This is a genomic window from Micromonospora pisi (assembly GCF_003633685.1).
GTDB lineage: Bacteria > Actinomycetota > Actinomycetes > Mycobacteriales > Micromonosporaceae > Micromonospora_G > Micromonospora_G pisi.
Genome location: NZ_RBKT01000001.1, coordinates 3,756,513 through 3,774,959, shown reverse-complemented (window position 1 = coordinate 3,774,959; position 18,447 = coordinate 3,756,513). Strand labels below are relative to the sequence as shown.

The following is an 18,447-nucleotide window of genomic DNA, read 5'->3' as shown; positions in this document are numbered from 1 at the left end:
GGAAACAGTACGACCCACCGAGGGCGCGAACTGTTCACCGGATGCGGTTAACGTGGACAGGTGCGCGATCCGAACATCTCCCGGTACGAAGCCGGCCAACTCTCACCGGCCCGCCGCGCGGCGGATCTGCGCCGCCTGCGGGGCGAGCGGTTCGACGTACTCGTGATCGGTGGTGGGGTGACCGGCGCGGGCGCCGCCCTCGACGCCGCTTCGCGCGGACTTCGGGTGGCTCTGGTCGAGGCGCGCGACTACGCCGCCGGCACCTCCAGCCGCTCCAGCAAGCTCATCCACGGCGGCCTGCGCTACCTCGAACAGCTCGAATTCGGGCTGGTGCACGAGGCGCTGACCGAACGTGGCCTGCTCGCCACCCGGCTCGCACCGCACCTGGTCCGACCGGTGCCGATCCTGGTGCCGCTCCCGCCCGGAGCGGGCCCGGCGGCGCTGCCCGCACGGGCCTGGCGGCGCTCGTACTACGGGGCCGGGGTGGCCGCGTACGACGCGTTCGCCGGTGTCTTCGGCGGTGGCCGGGGCATGCCGCTGCACCGCCACCTGAGTCGTGAGGGGGCCCGCCGGCTCTTCCCGAGCCTGCGCGCCGACGCGGTCGCCGGTGCGATCCGCTACTACGACGGCCAGGTCGACGACGCCCGCCTGGTGGTCACCCTGGCCCGGACCGCGGCGAGCCTCGGCGCGGCCGTGGTGACCAGCACCCGCGCCGTCGGCCTGATCCGGCAGGCACGCGAGGTGACCGGGGTACGGGTACGCGACATGGAGGCGCGGCCCGGTTCGCCGGACGCCGAGTTCGAGGTGAACGCCCGTACGGTCATCGCCGCGACCGGGGTGTGGAGCGACGACATGTCGCGGATGCTGGGCGACATCGGCGCCCGCCCGGGGCTGCGGGTGCGTTCCTCCAAGGGGGTGCACCTGGTGGTGCCGCGTTCGGCGATCACCGGTGAGGCCGGGCTGATCCTGCGGACCGCCACCTCGGTGCTTTTTGTGCTGCCCTGGGGCGGCCACTGGATCATCGGCACCACGGACACCGACTGGACCCTCGACCGGGCCCACCCGGCGGCCTCCGCCCGCGACATCGACTACCTGTTGGATCAGGTCAACACCGTGCTCGACCGGCCGTTGACCACCTCGGACATCGAGGGCGTGTACGCCGGGCTGCGTCCGCTGCTCTCCGGTGAGGCGGACTCCACCTCGAAACTCTCCCGGGAGCACGCGGTGGTCGAGCCGATGCTCGGGCTGCTGTTGGTGGCCGGTGGCAAGTACACGACGTACCGGGTGATGGCCAGTGACGTGGTCGACCGGGCGGCCCGCCGGCTCGGCAACGCCCGCCCGTCGCGTACCGCCGACCTGCCGCTGCTCGGCGCGGACGGATTCCCGGCGATGTGGCGGGACCGGGCCGACCTGGCCCGCCGGCACGGGGTCCAGGTCGGGGTGGTGGAGCACCTCCTGGAGCGGTACGGCAGCCTCACCGTCGACCTGCTGGCCCTGATCGCGGCCGATCCACTGCTCGCCGCGCCGCTCACCGGTGCGCCGGAGTACCTGGCGGCCGAGGTCGCGTACGCGGCCAGCGCCGAGGGGGCACTGCACCTGGACGACGTGCTGACCCGACGGACCCGGATCTCGTTCGAAACCGCCCATCGGGGCACCGAGTCGGCCGAACACGCCGCCGAGATCATGGGCCGGGTGCTCGGCTGGGACGCCCAGGTCCGGGCCCGTGAGGTGGAGCACTACCTGGCCCGGGTCGAGGCGGAACGGCAGTCGCAGCGGATGCCCGACGACGCCACCGCTGACGCGGCCCGGCTCGGGGTGTCGGACGTGCGGGGCTTCGCCGCCGACCGGGGCGTGGGCGCCGAGGCCGCCGGGGCGGAACTGCCGAGCTGACCGAGGGTGTCCCGCCCGGGCGGCGGGTCCCGCCACCGGGTCAGATGACCTTGCCGGGGTTGAAGAGGCCGGTGGGGTCGAGGGCTGCCTTGATCGCGTGATGGACCCGTACGCCGACCGGGCCGATCTCGCGGGCCAGCCAGTCGCGCTTGAGCAGCCCCACCCCGTGCTCGCCGGTGCAGGTCCCGCCGAGGGCCAGGGCGAGCTCCATGATCGCGTCGAAGGCCCGCTGGCCGCGCGCCATGCTGACCGGGTCCGCCCGGTCGACCACGATCAGCGGGTGCATGTTGCCGTCCCCGGCGTGCCCGACCACCCCGATCAGCACCTCCTCCTCGGCGGCGATCCGCTCGATGCCGTCCAGCAGGGCGGCCAGCCGGCTGCGCGGCACCGCCACGTCGTCGAGGAAGAGCCCACCGTTGCCGGCCGGGAACGCCTCGGCGGCGAATCGTTCCATCGCCGGGTGAGCCAACCGCCGCGCCTGGAGCAGCGCCGCCGCCTCGACCGGGTCGGTGGCGGTGAAGACCTCGTCGGCGCCGGTCGCGGTGCAGGCGGCGGCGAGCCGGGCCAGGTCCGCCGGGGCCCGCGAACCGGTGTCGACCGCCGCGAGCAGCAGCGCCCGCGCGTCCGTACGAAGTCCCATCGGCCGGTACGCCTCGATCGCCCGCAGGTGGGTCTGGTCCAGCAGTTCCAGCAGGCTCGGCGAGAGCCCCTGGGCCGAGATCTCGGCCACCGCCGCACCGGCCGTGGCGATCGACGGGAAGACCGCGACCATGGTCAGCGACTCCTCGGGCGCGGGGCGGAGCGAGACGGTGATCTCGGTGATCACCCCGAGGGTTCCCTCCGAACCGACGAAGAGCCGGGTGAGGTCGTAGCCGGCCACCCCCTTGGCGGTACGCCGACCGGTGCGCAGCACCTCACCCGAGGCGAGCACCACCTCCAGGCCGAGGACGTACTCGGTGGTCACGCCGTATTTCACGCAGCACATGCCACCGGCGTTGGTGGAGACGTTGCCGCCGATGGTGGAGGACTCCCAGGAGCCCGGGTCGGGTGGGTAACGCAGCCCGTGCCGGGCGACCTCGGCGGCGAGGGTGGCGTTGACCACGCCCGGCTGCAACACCGCGATCCGGTTCACCCGGTCGATCTCCAGGATCCGGTCCATGGCGGTGGTGGCGAGCACCAGCGCTCCCTCGATCGAGTTGGCCCCACCGGCCAGCCCGGTCCGGGCCCCCTGCGGGATCACCGGTACGCCGTACGCCGCCGCGAGTCGTACCACCTCGACCACTTCGGCGGTGGTCCGTGGGCGTACCACCACCGAGGGGGGCGCCGACTCGCAGAGGTCCGCCTCGTCGCGCTGGTAGCCACGGAGCAGGTCGGGGTCGGTCAGCACCGCGGCCGTACCGAGGGTGGCGCGAAGTTCGTCGATCAGGGGGGAGCCGGCCATGGGTGGCAGGCTAACCGCCGGACTACCGTGACGGCCATGGTGTACGTCGACCCGCCCGCCTGGCCCGCCCGCGACCGGCTCTGGTCCCACCTGGTCAGCGACGTCTCGTACGCCGAGCTGCACGCCTTCGCGGAGATGCTCGGTTCGCCCCGCCGGGCGTTCGACCGGGACCACTACGACCTGCCGGAGGAGCGGTTCGCGATGGCGGTCTGGCTCGGCGCCCGGGTGGTCCCCAGCCGGGAGATCGCCCGACTGCTCCGCGCGGCGAACCTACGTCTCCCGAAGCACCTCGCCGCCTGACCGGCCGGGGGCGGTGCCCGGGTCGAGCCGGGCCAGTTCGCGGGTGAGGTTGGCGCGGGCCGGGCCTTCCCACCGGGCGGCCAGGTCGGGCAGCCGGTAGCGGGTCGGCAGGTCGAGGAGGTTCCGTAGTACGGCCGCCCGGCCGGCGCGGAACAGTTCGTCGGGCACGTGCGCGTACTCCCGGCGGATCGCGGCGGCGTACGCGTCGTAGCGGGCGGCGGGGGCGGCGAGGATGGCGAGGTCGGCGTCGCAGAGCAGTGCGCCGTTCCGGTCGGTTGCCTCGACCCGGTGCCCGGCGGTGAGCAGCACCAGGCGTACGACCTCGGCCACCGCGTCGGCCGGCAGGCCGAGCCCGGTCAGCAGTTCGGCGGCGAGGGCGGCGCTGGCCCGTTCGTTCGCGTCGCCGGGTGACCGGGGGTCGTAGATCGCGTCGTGGCACCAGGCGGCGAGCCGGACCAGGTCGGCGCCCGACCGGCCGGCGTACGCCAACAGATCCGTCCCGGTCGGTCGTTCCGTCTCGGCGTCGATCACGTCGAGTACGGCGCCCAGGTGGTTGACGGTGTGGTAGTGCCGGTGCGGCTCCCGCCAGCGGCGCAGCAGTTCCTCGCCGACGGCGGCGAGTGCCGCCTCGGGTCCGGTGGCGCCCGCACCCCGGGCCGCCCCGCACCAGCGCCTGACCAGGCCGGTCACCGACTCGGCTCCGAATCGGCCGGAATCCGCGCCCCTGGGCAGGATTGCGCCCGAGTCTCCCGGGTAGTCCCGGCCATGGAGTCCGCCCGGAACAAGGTCCGCTCAGCGGCCGACCTTGACAGTGAGCGGGTCAACCATGTGGTGAGCGAACTGAGCGAGCGTTCGAAGACCACGGTGCAGGACCGGGTCCAGGCCGTCCGGGCCAACTTCGTCCTCGCTCTCCAGGCCGGTGTGGCGGCGTTGCTGGCCTGGTTCGTCTCGCACGACATCCTCGGCAACCCCGACCCGGTCTTCGCGCCGATCTCGGCGGTCGGCACCCTGGCCTCCTCACTCGGCCAGCGACTGCGCCGGACCATCGAGCTGATCCTCGGAGTCGCCGTCGGGATCGGGATCGGCGACCTGCTGGTCATCCTGGTCGGCCACGGCGCGTGGCAGCTCGGCGCGATCGTCACCCTCTCCATCATCGTCACCATCTTCCTCGGCGGCAGTGTCGCCGTGGTGACCCAGGCGGCGGCCACCGCGGTACTGCTGGTCGCGCTGCCGCCGAAGCCGATGATGGACCCCGAGTTTCCCCGGGTCGTGGACGCGCTCATCGGCGGCGGCGTGGGGCTGGCCGTGGTGGCGTTGCTGCTGCCGCTCAACCCGCTGCGGATCGTGGACCGGGCGGCCAGACCGGCGCTGGAGACCCTGGCCGAACAGCTGACCGTGACCGCGGACGCGCTGGCCGAGCGCGATCCCGGCCGGGCGCAGACCGCCCTGGAGCGGCTGCGCCGGGTGGAGGAGTACATGGACGGCCTCCAGGACGCGCTGGAGGGTGGCCGGGAGACGGCCACTCTCGCCCCTGCCCGGTGGAACCGGCGTCGGGCGCTGACCCGGTACGCGGAGAGCGCCGAGTACATCAACCACGCCGTACACAACAGCGGGGTGCTGGTACGGCGGGCGGTGACCACGCTGGAGGACGACGAGCCGATCCCGGCCGCGATGGCCTCCGCGGTACGTCAGCTCGCCGACGCGGTCCGGCTGCTGCACCAGGAACTCGGTGCCGGGTTGGAGCCGGAGGCGGCCAGGGAGCGGGTGCTCCGTGCGGTCAGCGCCGCCGGGCGGGCGTACAGCGAGGGGGTCGGGTTCTCCGGCAGCGTGGTGGTCGCCCAGGTCCGTACCACCGCCAGTGACGTGCTCCGGGCCACCGGGTTGGAGCGGACCGAGGCGAACCGGCTGGTCCGCCGGGCGGTGAGCCCGCAGGCCGCACCGACCCGTACCGCCCGCCCGGCGGCGCACTGACCATCCGGCTTCGGTCAGCCCAGGTCGGCCAGGGCGTCGAGCAGGCGGTCGACGTGGTCGGTGGTGCTGCCCAGGCCGATGCTCGCGCGCAACGCGGTCGGTGGCAGGTCGGTGCGACCGCTGCGGCCAGCCGCCTCGGTGAGCAGTCGCCGGGCGAGGGGGTGGGCGCAGAACAGGCCGTCGCGGAGCCCGATGCCGTGCCGCCGGGCGAGCTCGGTGGCGACGTCGGCGGAGTCCCGGCCGCCGACCACGAACGAGACGATGCCGACCCGGGGCGCGTCGGCCCCGAAGGTACGCAGCTCGACGACGTCCGGCAGGGCGTCGAGCCCGGTCCGCAACCGGGCCAGCAGCTCCTGCTCGCGGGTGTGCAGTTCGGCCCGGTCCGCCTCGTCGAGGGCGGTACAGACGGCGGCCAGGGCGACCGCGCCGAAGAGGTTCGGCGTGCCGGCCTCGTGTCGTGCGGGTCCGGTCGCCCAGCGCACGTCGTGGGTGGCGCTGCCGACGCCGACGGTGGCGCCACCGCCGAGCAGGTACGGCGCCGCCGCGTCGAGCCAGTCGGCCCGCCCGGCGAGCACCCCGGCGCCGAACGGGGCGTAGAGCTTGTGCCCGGAGACCGCCACGTAGTCGATGCCCGAGGCGGCGATGTCCACCGGTGCGTGCGGAGCGAGCTGGGCGGCGTCGACGGCGATCCGGGCGCCGTGGCGGTGGGCCATCGCGGCGAGTTCCTCCACCGGCCAGCGTTCCCCGGTGACGTTGCTGGCACCGGTGACCGCGACCAGGATCGGGGCGGCCCGGTCGCTGTCGCGGCGCAGTTCCCGCAGCGCCTCGGCGAGTCCCCGGATCGCCGCGTCGGGTGAGTCGGGGACCGGCAGTCGTACCGTGTTCGGCCAGGGCAGCAGGTTGGCGTGGTGTTCGCCGCCGAAGGTGACCACCGTGGTCCCGGCCGGTACGGCGCGGGCCAGCAGGTTGAGGGCGTCGGTGGTGTTGCGGGTGAAGATCACCTCGTCCTCGGCCCGGGTGCCGAGGAAGTCGCCGATCGTCTGCCGGGCCCGCTCGTAGGCGAGGGTGCTCCGCTGCGACAGGCTCCCGGCGCCCCGGTGCACGCTGCCGTACCAGGGCAGCAGTTCGGCCACCGCGTCGGCCGCGACGCGGGCGCACGGCGCGGTGGCCGCGTAGTCGAGGTTGACCAGGTCGGGGACGCCGAGCACGTCGAGCGGTCCGGCGGCGTGGTCGGCCGGCGTGGTCGGCCGGGGCGGTGCCGGCGACTCGGCGGGCGAGGAGACGGCTACGAGAGCGGAACGCATGGGTACGACCTCCGGCAGTCCGGGGACCCCGGTTGCTGAGGGTTGGGGCCCGCGCTTGCCCAGCACACGGATCGGGCTGGGCCCGGTCATCACCCAGGGCACCCCACCGCGAACTCGACGAGGGTTGCCGGCCAGCAAGCTGGGGCTTCGTTCACCGCTTCGACCTGGTCCGGCGGTTGCCGGCCGTTGGTCGTGGCGGTGGGCGTTGGTCGCTGGCACTCGTGACCTGATCGGCAGCATATCCGCCCCGGATGCGGTCCGGGTAGTGGGTCGCGGATGGCTACGCTGGGCGGCATGGCCGACACCCCGCCCGGTGGCACTCCCCAGCCGCCGCTGATTCCGCCTCCCGCGCCGAACGGGGCGGCCGGCACCGTGTCGCCACCGGTGGCGAAGATCACCAGCCGGGGGTCGACCTGGCGGCGGGTGCTGGTGTGGGCCGTGGTGATCCTGCTGATCGCCGGCTGCGCGGTCTTCATGGCGATCAGGCTCGGTGACAGTCTCGGCCTCCAGGCATTTCTCATCGGCCTGGCCGCGGCGATCCTGCCAGTGCCGGTGCTGATCGCCTGCTTCCTCTGGCTCGACCGGTACGAGCCCGAGCCGATGCTCTTCCTCGGCCTCAGTTTCGCCTGGGGTGCCTTTGTCGCCACCGCCGCCTCGTTGCAGGTCAACGAGCTCACCGCGGAGCAGTTCGCCCGTTGGGGGTTGCCCGACTCGCTGGTGGCGGTGCTCGGCGCACCCTTCATCGAGGAACTGACGAAGGCGCTGGGTCCGCTCCTGCTGCTGCTGCTGTTCCGCCGCGAGTGGTCCGGCATCACCGACGGAATCGTCTACTGCGGACTCTCGGCGGTCGGCTTCGCCATGGTGGAGAACATCCTCTACCTCGGCGGGTACGGCTACGCCGCCGGCGCCGACCAGTACGGTCCGGCGACCGGGGTGCAGAACGTCTTCGCGATCTTCATCGTGCGTATCCTGCTCACCGGCTTCGCCCACCCGCTCTTCACCTCGATGACCGGGATCGGTCTGGGTATCGCGGCCCGTAGCGCGGACAAGCGGATCCGGGTCTTCGCCCCGCTGGCGGGACTCCTGGCGGCGATGATGCTGCACGGCACCTGGAACCTGATGCCGTCGCTGGCGGCGGCGCTCGGGCAGAACCTGATCGTGCTCTACGGCTACGTCGGCGTGATGGTGCCGATTTTCCTCGGCATGGTCGGTCTGGCGGTCTGGCTGCGGGGCTGGGAGGGGCGGCTCACCGAGCGGCGGTTGCCCGACTACGTACGGGCCGGCTGGATCAGCCCGCCGGAGGTGGCCGCGTTGGGGTCCCTCGGCCGGCGCCACTCGGCCCGGCGGTGGGCTCGGCGGGTGGCCGGTGAGCCGGGGTTGAAGGCGATGCGTGGTTTCCAGTTCTCCGCCACCCGGCTCGCCCTGCTCCGCGACGGGATGCTGCGGGGCCTGGACACCAAGCCGGCCGACCTGGCGCGTACCGCCCAGGAGGAGTGGGCGTTGCTCCACCAGATGACCGCCTACCGGCAGGTCTTCGTGGGCCGGGATCCGCAGGCGCCGGTGGCCCGCTGGGACGGGGCGAACTATCAGCTGACCTTCCCGGACGGGTTGCCGCGCATGGTGGCCGCGTCGGACGAGCCGGTGGTGCCGATCCCGGTGGTCCTGGTCGCCCCGACGCCGCCGGGTTACGCGCCGCCCCCACCGTCCGGTTACGGTCCGCCGCCCGGTTACGGCCCGGCGGGCCCGCCGGGCCCTCCCGGGTACGGGCAGCCGCCGTCGGCCGGTCACGGACCGTACGGTCCGCCACCGGGCGGTTACAGGTAGAGGCCGGTGGAGTCGGTGTCGACCCGCTGGGCGGCGACCGCGTGCACGTCGCGTTCGCGCAACAGGACGTACTCCCGACCGTGTAGCTCCACCTCGGAGCGGTCGTCCGGGTCGTAGAGGACCCGGTCGCCGGAGACGATCGCCCGTACGTTGGGACCGACGCCCACCGCGGTCGCCCAGGCGAGTCGGCGGCCCATCGACGCGGTCGCCGGGATGACGATGCCGGCGCTCGATCGCCGCTCGCCCTCGCTCCCCTCCAGGCGCACCAGGACGCGGTCGTGCAGCAGGCGGATCGGTAGTCCGTTGTCGAGGTCTGGATCGGCGGTCACGAACGGAACGCTACCGTGCGGTCGAACCGGCGGCGGCGGAGGCCGAGGTCACGGCCGCGCGCAGGCGTACCGGGCTGCCGGTCGGGGCAATACTGGGGGATAAATCAGGGCTGGAACGGAACGTTCCGGTCTCGTCACTGCGGTTACCGTAGACGAGGCCGGTTTCCAGCTGGGAGCTGGTCTGACGGCTAGGAGGTGTGCTTGAGCCGCTTCGAGCAGCTGCGGGCGAGTGCCCGCCGCGCGTACGAGTCCGGCCGGGCTTCGGTCCGGGCGAGGCGGGCGGCCGGTCAGCACCTAGCTGCCGGGCAGGAGCGGTCGGTGCCCGAGCCGTCCCGGGAAGAGGTGTCGCCGCCCTGGTCTCCGGTCGTCGAGGAGGAGGCCGCCTCGGTGCATTCCTCCACCAGCAGCCGGGACGACGCGGAGGTGCCGAGGGCGCTGCGGATCGCCGGGGCGTGGTCGTGGCGACTCCTGGCGATCGGTCTGGTCACCTATGCGCTACTCAAGGTGATCGGTACGATCCGGATCGTCATCATCCCGTTGGCCATCGCGTTGCTGCTCTCCGCCCTGCTCGCCCCGGCCGTGGGCTGGTTGCTCCGGGCCCGGTTCCCCCGTTCGCTGGCGACCGCACTGGTGCTGGTCGGCGGCATCGCGGCCGTGGTCGGCACGCTCACCCGGGTGGTGACCGAGTTCATCGGCGGGGTGCCGGAGCTGAGCAAGAACGCCTCCGAGGGCATCCGGCAGATCCAGGACTGGCTCCGTACCGGGCCGCTGCACCTGTCGGACACCCAGCTCAACTCGTACATCGACGAGGCGCAGAAGTGGATTGACGAGAACACCCAGGCGCTCACCAGTGGCGCCCTCTCCACCGCGACCACCCTCTTCGAGCTGCTCACCGGCGCCCTGCTGGTGCTCTTCGCCACGTTCTTCTTCCTCCGCGACGGGGGCAAGATCTGGCGGTTCCTGGTCAGGTTGCTCCCGGTCAACGCACGTTGGCGGATCGACGACGCCGGACGGGCCTCGTGGACCACCCTGGTCTCCTACGTACGGGCCACCGTGCTGGTCGCCTTCATCGACGCGGTCGGCATCGGCATCTTCCTGGTCATCTTCGACGTGCCGTTCGCGTTTCCGCTCGCCGCCCTGGTCTTCCTCGGCGCGTTCATCCCGATCGTCGGGGCGGCCCTTTCCGGTGCGGTCGCGGTGCTGGTCGCGCTCGTGGACAGTGGACCGGTCACCGCGGCGATCATCCTCGGTGTGGTGATCGGCGTGCAGCAGATCGAGGGACACATCCTGCAACCGTTGATCATGGGACGGGCGGTGGCGATCCACCCGCTCGCGGTGATCGTCGGCATCGCCGCCGGGGTGGTGCTCGCCGGAATCGTCGGCGCACTGGTCGCCGTACCACTGATCGCGGTGCTCAACACCGCCGTACGCCGGCTGGCCCACCGCCGCCCGCCCGAGGTGCCACCGGACGCGGTAGTGGTCGCCTCGACCGCCCCCTGAGCACTACTCCTTGCCGAGGCGTTGCAACGCGCCCCGGGCCACCTCGGGGCGGGTGGTGTACCAGAACGGCGGCAGCGACCGGCGCAGGAACGCGCCGTAGCCCCGGGCGGTCTCCAGCCGCGAGTCGAGGACCGCGACCACACCCTTGTCGCCGGTCGAGCGGATCAGCCGACCGACGCCCTGGGCCAGCCGTACCGCCGCGATCGGCACGCTGACCGCCGCGAACCCGGAGCCGCCCGAGGCGTCCACCGCCGCCGCCCGGGCCGCCGCGAGGGGCTCGTCCGGGCGGGGGAACGGCAACCGGTCGATCACCACCAGTTGGCACGCGTCCCCCGGCACGTCGACGCCCTGCCAGAGCGACATCACTCCGAACAGGCAACTCGCCCGGTCCTCCCGGAACCGGCGGACCAGCAGCGGGAGCGACTCCTCACCCTGGAGCAGCACCGGCAGGTCGGTCTTCGCCCGGAGCAGCTCCGCGGCCTGCTGGGCGGCCCGCCGTGAGGAGAAGAGACCGAGAGTACGTCCACCGAGTGCACCGACCAGGTCGAGCAGTTCGGCACCGGCCGCGTCGGGCAGCCCGGAGGCGGCCGGCCGGGGCAGGTGTGCGGCGACGTACAGAATGCCCTGGCGGGTGTAGTCGAACGGCGATCCGACGTCGAGCGAACGCCAACCCGAGCCGGACTCACCCTCACCCGCGCCGCCGGCAGGGGCGACCTTCGGGGGCGGGCTGGTCTTCCCCGCCGAGGCGCCGCGAGCCGTCGAGGCGGCCAGGGCGGCGGCTGCCGGCGACGGTGGCTCGGTGACCACCGGACCGAGCCCGAGGGCCTTGGCGACGGTGTCGAACCGGCCGCCGAGGGTCAGGGTGGCCGAGGTCACCACGACGGTACGTTCGTCGTACAGCTCGTTGGCGAGCATTCCGGCCACCGAGAGTGGGGCGACGACCAGGGCCCGGCGCCCGGCACCGGGACCGTCCGACTTCTCCACCCAGGCGACGTCGTAGTCGTCCTCCTCCAACAGCCGCTGCGAGGTACGCGAAAGGTCGTCCAGGACGGCCTTCGCCTGCTGCTTGCGTACCGGATCGGGGTCGTCGGCCTTGATCTCGCCGATCCGCTCCAGGGCCTGACGGGTGGCCGAGTCGAGCAGCGTGCACGCCTCCCGCAGCGGGTTGGGCAGCCCGGCGGTGATCCGTCCGGCCGGGACCTCGGCCAACCCGACCGCGAGCGCGTCGCCGGCCGCGATGAGCGTCTCGGCGATCTCCGGGGTCAGCAGCGGCCGGGCCCGCCGGGCGGCCCGGTCGATCAGCTCGGGTACGAGTTCGGCCTGGGAGGCCGAGGAGACCCGGTCGGCGAGTTCGTGCGCCTCGTCGACCACGAGCAGCTTGTGCGGCGGCACGATGTGCCGGTCGTTGAGGAGGTCGACGGCGAGCAGACTGTGGTTGGTGACCACGATGTCTGCCTCCCGGGCCCGCACCCGGGACGCCTCGGCGAAGCACTCCGGCCCGTACGGGCACCGCCCGGCCCCGACGCACTCGCGCGAGGGCATGGAGACCAACCGCCATGCCTGGTCGTCGACGCCGGGGTCCAGTTCGTCCCGGTCACCGGTCTCGGTCCGCTCCGCCCAGTCGCGCAGCCGTTCGACCTGCTTGCCGAGCCGGCCGGCCTCGCCGAGCCACTTCATCCCTCCCCCGCCGCCGCCTCGGCCGGGGGTGTCGAAGAGGGTGTCCTCCGGCTCGTCCTCAGTGGAGTTCTCCAGGCGGGCCAGGCAGAGGTAGTGGTGCCGACCCTTGAGTACGGCGAAGGTGGGCCGCCGGCCGAGCACCGGCTCGACCGCGTCGGCCAGTCGGGGCAGGTCGTGCTCGACCAGCTGGGACTGGAGGGCGAGGGTGGCGGTGGAGACCACCACCGGCCCGTCGACGGTGAGTGCCGGGGCGAGGTAGGCGAGCGACTTGCCGGTGCCGGTCCCCGCCTGGACCAGCAGGTGCTCTCCGGTCTCGATGCTCCGTTCGATCGCCGAGGCCATCAGCTGCTGCCCCGGTCGGGCCGAGCCGCCGGGCACCGCCCCGACCGCGGCGGCGAGCAGATCGTCGGTGCTCGGCCGCCCGGCGCGTCGTCGACGCTTCGGCGCCGGTGCCGGGCCGGGGGCTCCGGCGCTCCCAGAGTCGTCGGTGTCGTTGGCGGTGGTCGGCGCGGTCACCGTAGGACCGTACCTGGCCGTCCCGACAGGACCACGTACCTCGGTTGGTACTCGGTTAGGAAGGGCCCCTTGTACTACCGAATCCGATAAGAAGGGGCCCTTCCTTTCGACGTACCTGGTGGGGGCGCTGGGGGGTCGGGATCGGCTAGGGTGCGGGAATGTCGAGCGATGTGGTCCGGGTCGTCTACCGCAAGTACGACGGCACCGCGCACCGGGACTACCCCGCCCGCCGGCTCGCCGAGGACGACCTGGGCATCTGGCTCGGGGTCACCGCCGGCACCGAGTCGGTCTACCACGGCCGCCCCTCGGTGGAGCAGATTCCCTTCGTCCTGCTGGTGCCACATTCCGGCTGGTGGACCGGCATGTTCAACCCGCCGCCGAGGACCAGTGAGGTCTACTGCGACATCGCCAGCCCGGCGCGCTGGGAGGGCGACACGGTCCACTTGATCGATCTCGACCTGGACGTGGTCAGGCGGCGGACCACCGGCGTGGTGGAGCTGCGCGACGAGGACGAGTTCGCCGAGCATCGGATCCGGTTCGGTTACCCGGAGGACGTCGTCGTGCAGGCCGAGGCGGCGGCGGAGTGGCTCTACGACGCGCTCGGCGACGGGACGGAACCGTTCGCGTCCGCGTACCGGAAGTGGCTGGCCCTGGTGGTCTGAGCCCTCCGGGTTCAGGGGCGGGGTGGCCAGCTCGGCGCGTCCGGCCCCAGCTCCGTCACCCGGCTCAACTTCTCCGGGTTGAGCTGGTGGAAGATGCCGGTGATCCGACCGTCGGCGATCGTGTACCAGGTCACCATCCGCAACCGCCCCCGCCCCCGGTAGTCCCCTTCGACCTGGAGCCCGAGGCTGCCGTTGACCAGCACCGGTCGGGTCCGGGCGTCGACGGCTCGGACGGTCCGGTCGAGCAGGCCGAGGGTGAGCCGGGCCACCTTGAGTACGCCAACGACCGGGTTGCGTGCGGCGGGCAGGTGCCCACCGCTGTCGCCGACGAAGACCACGTCCGGCGCGAGTACCGTCACCAGCCGCTCCAGGTCACCCGATTCGGTGGCGGCGATGAAGGCAGCGAGCACCCGCTGCTGCTCGGCCAGGTCGGCGGTGTGGCGGGGGCCGCCCTCGGCGACCGCACGGCGGGCCCGGGAGGCGAGCTGTCGGGCGGCGATGGGCGTGCTGTGCAGCACGGCGGCGATCTCGCCGAACGGCACGGCGAAGACGTCGTGCAGCACGAACGCGACCCGCTGCTCGGGGGTGAGGCGTTCCAGCACCACCAGCAGTGCGATGCCGACCTCGTCGTGCAGTGCGGCCCGTTCCGCCGGGTCGGGGGCGAAGCCGTTCGCCTCGGCCGGCGTCGCGGCGGCGGGGCGGGCCAGGCCGGGCAGGTCGGGTAGCCGGCTCACCACGGGCTCGGGCAACCACTGACCGGGGTACGCCTCGCGGCGTACCCGTGCCGAGCGGAGCAGGTCGAGGCAGATCCGACCGGTGGTGGTGGTGAGCCAGGCGCGGAGTTCGCGGATCTCGGCGCGGGCGGCCGGGTCGGCGAGCGTACGGGCGTAGCGCAGCCAGGTCTCCTGCACCGCGTCCTCGGCGTCGGCCCGGCTGCCGAGCATCCGGTACGCCACCGCCATCAGATGATCGCGTTCGGCCTCGAACTCGGTCGCCAGGTCACGCACGCCGTTGCCCGCCCCCTGATCGTCTTCGGCCGCTGGCCGCGGACCGGATCGGTTCCGGTCGAATTCTCCGCCCATCGGGGCCGCTGGGCCAACGAAGTGTGACGCGCCGGGCAGTGGACGGGATGTTCGGCGATGATCGGGGGATGAGTGGACGCGACAAGGTGCCGGAATGAGTGGGTTGAAGCGCTCCCTCCGCGAGCTGCTGCGGGTGTCGAGCGGCGGGGCGGGGGTGGATCTGGCCGCGATCGACCCCGGTACGACACCGGGGTTGCCCTCGGCCGGGGTGGTCGGCGCCGCGCCGAAGACCTGGGCCAGGTCTCAGGTGGCGGCGATCGGGACGGAGCTGGGGCGGCAGCAGGAAATGCTCTTCGCCTCGGCCAAGGTCGAGCCGGCGGCCGGGCGCCGGGTGCTGCTGGTGCTCCAGGCGATGGACGCGGGCGGCAAGGACGGCACCATCCGGCGGGTGGCCGGCACGATGAACCCGCTGGGGTTGCAGATCAGGTCGTTCGTGCGGCCGACCGAGGAGGAGCGGGCCCACCATTTCCTCTGGCGGATCCGGCGCGCGCTGCCGCCGCCGGGGTACGTCGGTGTGTTCAATCGATCACATTACGAGGACGTCCTGGTGCCGAGGGTTGAGTCGCTGGTGCCGGAGCAGATCTGGCGGGCCCGGTACGGCGAGATCAACGAGTTCGAGGAGGAGTTGGCCGAGGGTGGGGTGACCCTGCTCAAGGTGTTCCTGCACATCTCGTACGAGGAGCAGCTCGACCGGCTGCTGCGGCGGCTCGACGATCCGCACAAGCACTGGAAGTACGAGCCAGGGGACGTGGACACCCGGTCCCGTTGGGTCGACTACCAGGCGGCGTACGCGGAGGCGCTGAGCCGCTGTGACACCGCGCGGGCGCCCTGGTTCGTGGTGCCGGCGAACCGGAAGTGGTACCGCGACTGGGCGGTGGCGAACCTGTTGCGGGAGACCTTCGAGGGGCTGGGGTTGACCTACCCGGAGCCGACCTTCGATCCGGAGCGGGAGCGGCGCCGGCTGCTCGATCTACATCCCGGATCGGTACGTCCCGGTGTCGATTCCGTCGAGTCAAAGTGAACAGCAGGTAAACGAGGAGTGAATCGGACCTGGCCAGGGGTGGGCCGCCGGTTGCGGGATTTTGTCGTTTCCTAGCATTCCCCAAGGCAGGTACCGCTGACGTCCAGCTTCCAGGTCCGTTGACGCCCGCCACCCCCACCGACGACGCGACGAGGTCCGTGCCGTGAAGTTTTCCTTCCGCCCTACCGAGGGTGCCTTTTACGAGCTCTTCACCAGAGCCGCGCAGAACCTGGTGCGGGGTACCGAGCTGCTGAACGAGCTGGCCCTGCCCGGTGTCGACGTGCAGTCGGTGAGCGAGCGGCTCACCGAGGTCGAACACGACAGCGACCAGATCACCCACGAGCTGTACAAGAAGATCAACTCCACCTTCATCACGCCCTTCGACCGGGAGGACATCTACCGGCTCGGTTCGCTGCTGGACGACGTGATGGACCACCTGGAGGCGGTCGGCAACCTGCTCTACCTCTACGGCCTGACCAAGCTCCCCTCCCTGCCCCGGGAGATGCACGAGCTGGTCAACGTCCTGGACCAGCAGGCCCGGCTGACCGCCGAGGCGATGCCCCGACTGCGGTCGATGCGGGACCTCGAGGACTACTGGATCGAGTGCAACCGGCTCGAGAACGACGGCGACCAGGCGTACCGGATGCTGCTGGTCCGGCTCTTCTCCGGCGAGTACGACGCGCTGACCGTGCTGAAGATGAAGGAGGTCGCCGACGAACTGGAGGCGGCCTGCGACGCCTTCGAGCACGTCGCCAACACCGTCGAGACCATCGCGGTCAAGGAGTCCTGATCCCGGTGACCGAGCGAACCATCGCGCCGCCGCAGGCGCCCCCTCCGATGGTCCGTACGTGGGTTGGGGTCGACGCGTGACCCCGGAGCTCATCGCCGTACTCGCGGTGATCGCCGTGGCCATGTTCTTCGACTACACCAACGGCTTCCACGACGCCGCGAACGCGATCGCGACCAGCATCTCCACCCGCGCGCTCACCCCCCGGGTGGCGCTGGCCATGGCGGCCGTCGGCAACTTCATCGGCGCCCACCTCGGCGGCAACGTGGCCAAGACGGTCGGCGACGGCCTGGTCGAGTTGCCCGCCGGGCTGGCCAGCCTCGGTGTGGTCTTCGCCGGGGTGCTCGGCGCCATCTGCTGGAACCTGCTGACCTGGTACTTCGGCATCCCCTCGTCCTCCTCGCACGCGCTGTTCGGCGGGTTGGTCGGGGCGACCCTCTGTGCCATCCCCTTCGGGGTCGGCGGCACCGTCCTCTGGGACGGCATCCTGCTCAAGGTGGTCCTCCCGATGATCGCCTCGCCGCTGGTCGGGTTCAGCCTCGGCGCGTTGATGATGCTGGCGGTGATGTGGATCTTCCGGCGGGGCAATCCGGCGAAGCTGAACCGGGGCTTCCGCTGGGCGCAGACCGTCTCGGCGATGGCGATGTCCATCGGCCACGGCATGCAGGATGCAGCCAAGACCATGGGCATCGTGGTGCTGGCCCTCTTCGCCGGGGGCTACCAGGACAGCAAGACGCACATTCCGGAGTGGGTCTTCTGGACCTCGGCGACGGTGCTGGCGCTCGGCACGTACGCGGGCGGCTGGCGGATCATCCGTACCCTCGGTCGGAAGATCATCGACCTCGGCCCGCCGGAGGGCTTCGCGGCCGAGACGGTGGCGAGCATCGTGCTCTTCACCACCTCCCGGCTCGGGCTGCCGATCTCCACCACCCACACCATCACTTCGGCGATCATGGGTGTCGGGGCGACCAAGAAGCTCTCCGCGGTCCGGTGGGGAGTCGCCGGCAACATCGTCACCGCGTGGATCCTGACCTTCCCGGCCGCCGCCGCGATCGCCGCGATCTGCTACTTCGTCGTCCGCCCCCTCTTCTGACCGTTAAAGGAAGGGCCCCTTCTTATCGTTTTCCGATAAGAAGGGGCCCTTCCTAACCGTCGCGGCGGGCAGCCGGCGTCAGGGGTAGGTGACGCCGATCTGGGTGCGGATGCCGTCCAGCAGGTCCATCACGTCGAGAGTGACCGCGTGCGGCACGAGTGGGCTCTCCTTGAGCCCGGCGGCCAGGCAGCGCTGCACCTCGGCCGCCTCGTACTGGTAGCCGTTGCCGACCAACTCGGCCGGCAGGACCTCCGGCTCGGCTCCGGCCCGGTACACGGTGGCCCCGGTCGGGCGGAAGAACGGCTCGGAGAGTTCGATCCGGCCGGTGGTGCCGGTGATCGTCCCGGTCAGCGGCGTCTCGCCGACCATGCCGCAGCTGAGCGACGCGACCGCGCCGGAGTCGTACCCGAAGATGATGCCGGTGTTCTCGTCCACGCCCTCCGGGCTGATCTTCGCCCAGGAGCGGACGTGGTCGGGTCGGCCGAGCACCACGTGGGCCAGGCTGATCGGGTAGACCCCGAGGTCGAGCAGAGCGCCTCCGCCCAGCGACTTGGCCCGCATCCGGTGCTCGGGCGGGAACGGCCCGCCGACCCCGAACGCGGCCTGTATGGCGGTCACCGAGCCGATCGCGCCCTCGGCGATCAGGTCCAGCACCCGCAGCACGGTGGGGTTGCAGCGCATCCACATGGCTTCCATCAGGAAGACATCCCGTTTCCGGGCGGTCTCGATCAGGGTGGTGCTGGTCGCCAGGTCCAGGGTGAACGGCTTCTCGCAGAGCACCGCCCGCCCGGCTTCGAGGCAGGTCATGGTGGCGTCGAAGTGGGCGGCGTGCGGGGTGGCGACGTACACCACGTCCACCTCGTCGTCGGCGGCGAGTTCCGCCCATGATCCATAAGCTCGGGGGATGCCGTGGTGGTCGGCGAAGAGCCGGGCCGCGTCTTCGGATCGGGAGCCGACCGCGACGACCTCGGCGTCCGGTAGCAGCCGCAGGTCCTCGACGAACCGGGCGGCGATGTGGCCGGTGGCCAGGATGCCCCAACGTGTCATGGC

15 protein-coding genes, 1 pseudogene and 1 riboswitch are annotated in these 18,447 nt (G+C 72.1%); of the genes and pseudogenes, 9 read left to right on the top strand and 7 right to left on the bottom strand.

Annotated features, from left to right (window positions below; genetic code table 11):
• Positions 1-75 precede the first annotated feature (75 nt).
• The gene (locus BDK92_RS15825; RefSeq protein WP_121162209.1) at positions 76-1,890 is read left to right on the top strand and encodes a glycerol-3-phosphate dehydrogenase/oxidase; all 1,815 of its coding nucleotides are present in this window, start codon (positions 76-78) and stop codon (positions 1,888-1,890) included.
• A gap of 40 nt (positions 1,891-1,930) precedes the next feature.
• On the opposite strand, the gene BDK92_RS15820 is transcribed toward BDK92_RS15825, so the two are convergent.
• Positions 1,931-3,331: an FAD-binding oxidoreductase gene (locus tag BDK92_RS15820; RefSeq protein WP_121157412.1), complete on the bottom strand. Its 1,401-nt coding sequence runs from the start codon at positions 3,329-3,331 to the stop codon at positions 1,931-1,933.
• A 36-nt stretch (positions 3,332-3,367) separates the two neighbouring features.
• Here BDK92_RS15820 and BDK92_RS15815 point away from each other — a divergent pair, with 36 nt between their 5' ends.
• Positions 3,368-3,631, top strand: coding sequence for a DUF4031 domain-containing protein (locus BDK92_RS15815; protein ID WP_121162207.1), 264 nt, complete (start codon positions 3,368-3,370; stop codon positions 3,629-3,631).
• Here BDK92_RS15815 and BDK92_RS15810 read toward each other — a convergent pair.
• Positions 3,602-4,321, bottom strand: a complete 720-nt coding sequence (locus tag BDK92_RS15810; protein ID WP_121157411.1) for an HD domain-containing protein — start codon at positions 4,319-4,321, stop codon at positions 3,602-3,604. The genes BDK92_RS15815 and BDK92_RS15810 overlap by 30 nt on opposite strands.
• 75 nt (positions 4,322-4,396) lie before the next feature.
• Here BDK92_RS15810 and BDK92_RS15805 point away from each other — a divergent pair, with 75 nt between their 5' ends.
• Positions 4,397-5,602 (top strand): FUSC family protein, encoded by a 1,206-nt coding sequence (locus tag BDK92_RS15805; protein ID WP_121157410.1) that lies wholly within the window; start codon positions 4,397-4,399, stop codon positions 5,600-5,602.
• A 14-nt stretch (positions 5,603-5,616) separates the two neighbouring features.
• On the opposite strand, the gene BDK92_RS15800 is transcribed toward BDK92_RS15805, so the two are convergent.
• Positions 5,617-6,906, bottom strand: coding sequence for an aminotransferase class V-fold PLP-dependent enzyme (locus BDK92_RS15800; protein WP_121157409.1), 1,290 nt, complete (start codon positions 6,904-6,906; stop codon positions 5,617-5,619).
• 46 nt (positions 6,907-6,952) lie between these two features.
• Positions 6,953-7,071, bottom strand: a riboswitch (SAM riboswitch).
• Between the two features lie 111 nt (positions 7,072-7,182).
• On the opposite strand from BDK92_RS15800, the gene BDK92_RS15795 reads away from it, so the two are divergent.
• Positions 7,183-8,730: a PrsW family intramembrane metalloprotease gene (locus tag BDK92_RS15795; RefSeq protein WP_121157408.1), complete on the top strand. Its 1,548-nt coding sequence runs from the start codon at positions 7,183-7,185 to the stop codon at positions 8,728-8,730.
• On the opposite strand, the gene BDK92_RS15790 is transcribed toward BDK92_RS15795, so the two are convergent.
• Positions 8,721-9,059 (bottom strand): GroES family chaperonin, encoded by a 339-nt coding sequence (locus tag BDK92_RS15790; protein WP_121157407.1) that lies wholly within the window; start codon positions 9,057-9,059, stop codon positions 8,721-8,723. The genes BDK92_RS15795 and BDK92_RS15790 overlap by 10 nt on opposite strands.
• A 195-nt stretch (positions 9,060-9,254) precedes the next feature.
• On the opposite strand from BDK92_RS15790, the gene BDK92_RS15785 reads away from it, so the two are divergent.
• Positions 9,255-10,559, top strand: coding sequence for an AI-2E family transporter (locus tag BDK92_RS15785; RefSeq protein ID WP_342775820.1), 1,305 nt, complete (start codon positions 9,255-9,257; stop codon positions 10,557-10,559).
• 3 nt (positions 10,560-10,562) lie between these two features.
• Here BDK92_RS15785 and BDK92_RS15780 read toward each other — a convergent pair.
• Positions 10,563-12,644 (bottom strand): annotated as a pseudogene (locus BDK92_RS15780) (ATP-dependent DNA helicase); the annotation flags it as partial.
• 266 nt (positions 12,645-12,910) lie between these two features.
• On the opposite strand from BDK92_RS15780, the gene BDK92_RS15775 reads away from it, so the two are divergent.
• Positions 12,911-13,414: a DUF402 domain-containing protein gene (locus tag BDK92_RS15775; protein WP_121157404.1), complete on the top strand. Its 504-nt coding sequence runs from the start codon at positions 12,911-12,913 to the stop codon at positions 13,412-13,414.
• Positions 13,415-13,425: 11 nt separating this feature from the next.
• On the opposite strand, the gene sigJ is transcribed toward BDK92_RS15775, so the two are convergent.
• Positions 13,426-14,421: an RNA polymerase sigma factor SigJ gene (gene sigJ, locus BDK92_RS15770; RefSeq protein WP_121162205.1), complete on the bottom strand. Its 996-nt coding sequence runs from the start codon at positions 14,419-14,421 to the stop codon at positions 13,426-13,428.
• Positions 14,422-14,590: 169 nt separating this feature from the next.
• On the opposite strand from sigJ, the gene BDK92_RS15765 reads away from it, so the two are divergent.
• From BDK92_RS15765 to BDK92_RS15755, 3 genes are all read left to right on the top strand, one after another.
• Positions 14,591-15,517, top strand: coding sequence for a PPK2 family polyphosphate kinase (locus BDK92_RS15765; protein WP_121157403.1), 927 nt, complete (start codon positions 14,591-14,593; stop codon positions 15,515-15,517).
• Positions 15,518-15,680: 163 nt separating this feature from the next.
• Positions 15,681-16,307: a DUF47 domain-containing protein gene (locus BDK92_RS15760; RefSeq protein WP_121157402.1), complete on the top strand. Its 627-nt coding sequence runs from the start codon at positions 15,681-15,683 to the stop codon at positions 16,305-16,307.
• 76 nt (positions 16,308-16,383) lie between these two features.
• Positions 16,384-17,397: an inorganic phosphate transporter gene (locus tag BDK92_RS15755; protein WP_121157401.1), complete on the top strand. Its 1,014-nt coding sequence runs from the start codon at positions 16,384-16,386 to the stop codon at positions 17,395-17,397.
• Positions 17,398-17,475: 78 nt separating this feature from the next.
• On the opposite strand, the gene BDK92_RS15750 is transcribed toward BDK92_RS15755, so the two are convergent.
• Complete coding sequence (locus BDK92_RS15750) at positions 17,476-18,444, bottom strand: Gfo/Idh/MocA family protein (RefSeq protein WP_121157400.1); 969 nt, start codon at positions 18,442-18,444, stop codon at positions 17,476-17,478.
• Positions 18,445-18,447 lie beyond the last annotated feature (3 nt).

Bases quoted from the DNA above. Each gene is read 5' to 3' on its own strand.
- BDK92_RS15795 (WP_121157408.1), top strand. From the start codon at position 7,183: ATGGCTACGCTGGGCGGCATGGCCGACACCCCGCCCGGTGGCACTCCC.
- BDK92_RS15820 (WP_121157412.1), bottom strand. From the start codon at position 3,331: ATGGCCGGCTCCCCCCTGATCGACGAACTTCGCGCCACCCTCGGTACG.
- BDK92_RS15750 (WP_121157400.1), bottom strand. From the start codon at position 18,444: ATGACACGTTGGGGCATCCTGGCCACCGGCCACATCGCCGCCCGGTTC.
- BDK92_RS15805 (WP_121157410.1), top strand. From the start codon at position 4,397: ATGGAGTCCGCCCGGAACAAGGTCCGCTCAGCGGCCGACCTTGACAGT.
- BDK92_RS15815 (WP_121162207.1), top strand. From the start codon at position 3,368: ATGGTGTACGTCGACCCGCCCGCCTGGCCCGCCCGCGACCGGCTCTGG.
- BDK92_RS15800 (WP_121157409.1), bottom strand. From the start codon at position 6,906: ATGCGTTCCGCTCTCGTAGCCGTCTCCTCGCCCGCCGAGTCGCCGGCA.
- BDK92_RS15765 (WP_121157403.1), top strand. From the start codon at position 14,591: ATGAGTGGGTTGAAGCGCTCCCTCCGCGAGCTGCTGCGGGTGTCGAGC.
- BDK92_RS15775 (WP_121157404.1), top strand. From the start codon at position 12,911: ATGTCGAGCGATGTGGTCCGGGTCGTCTACCGCAAGTACGACGGCACC.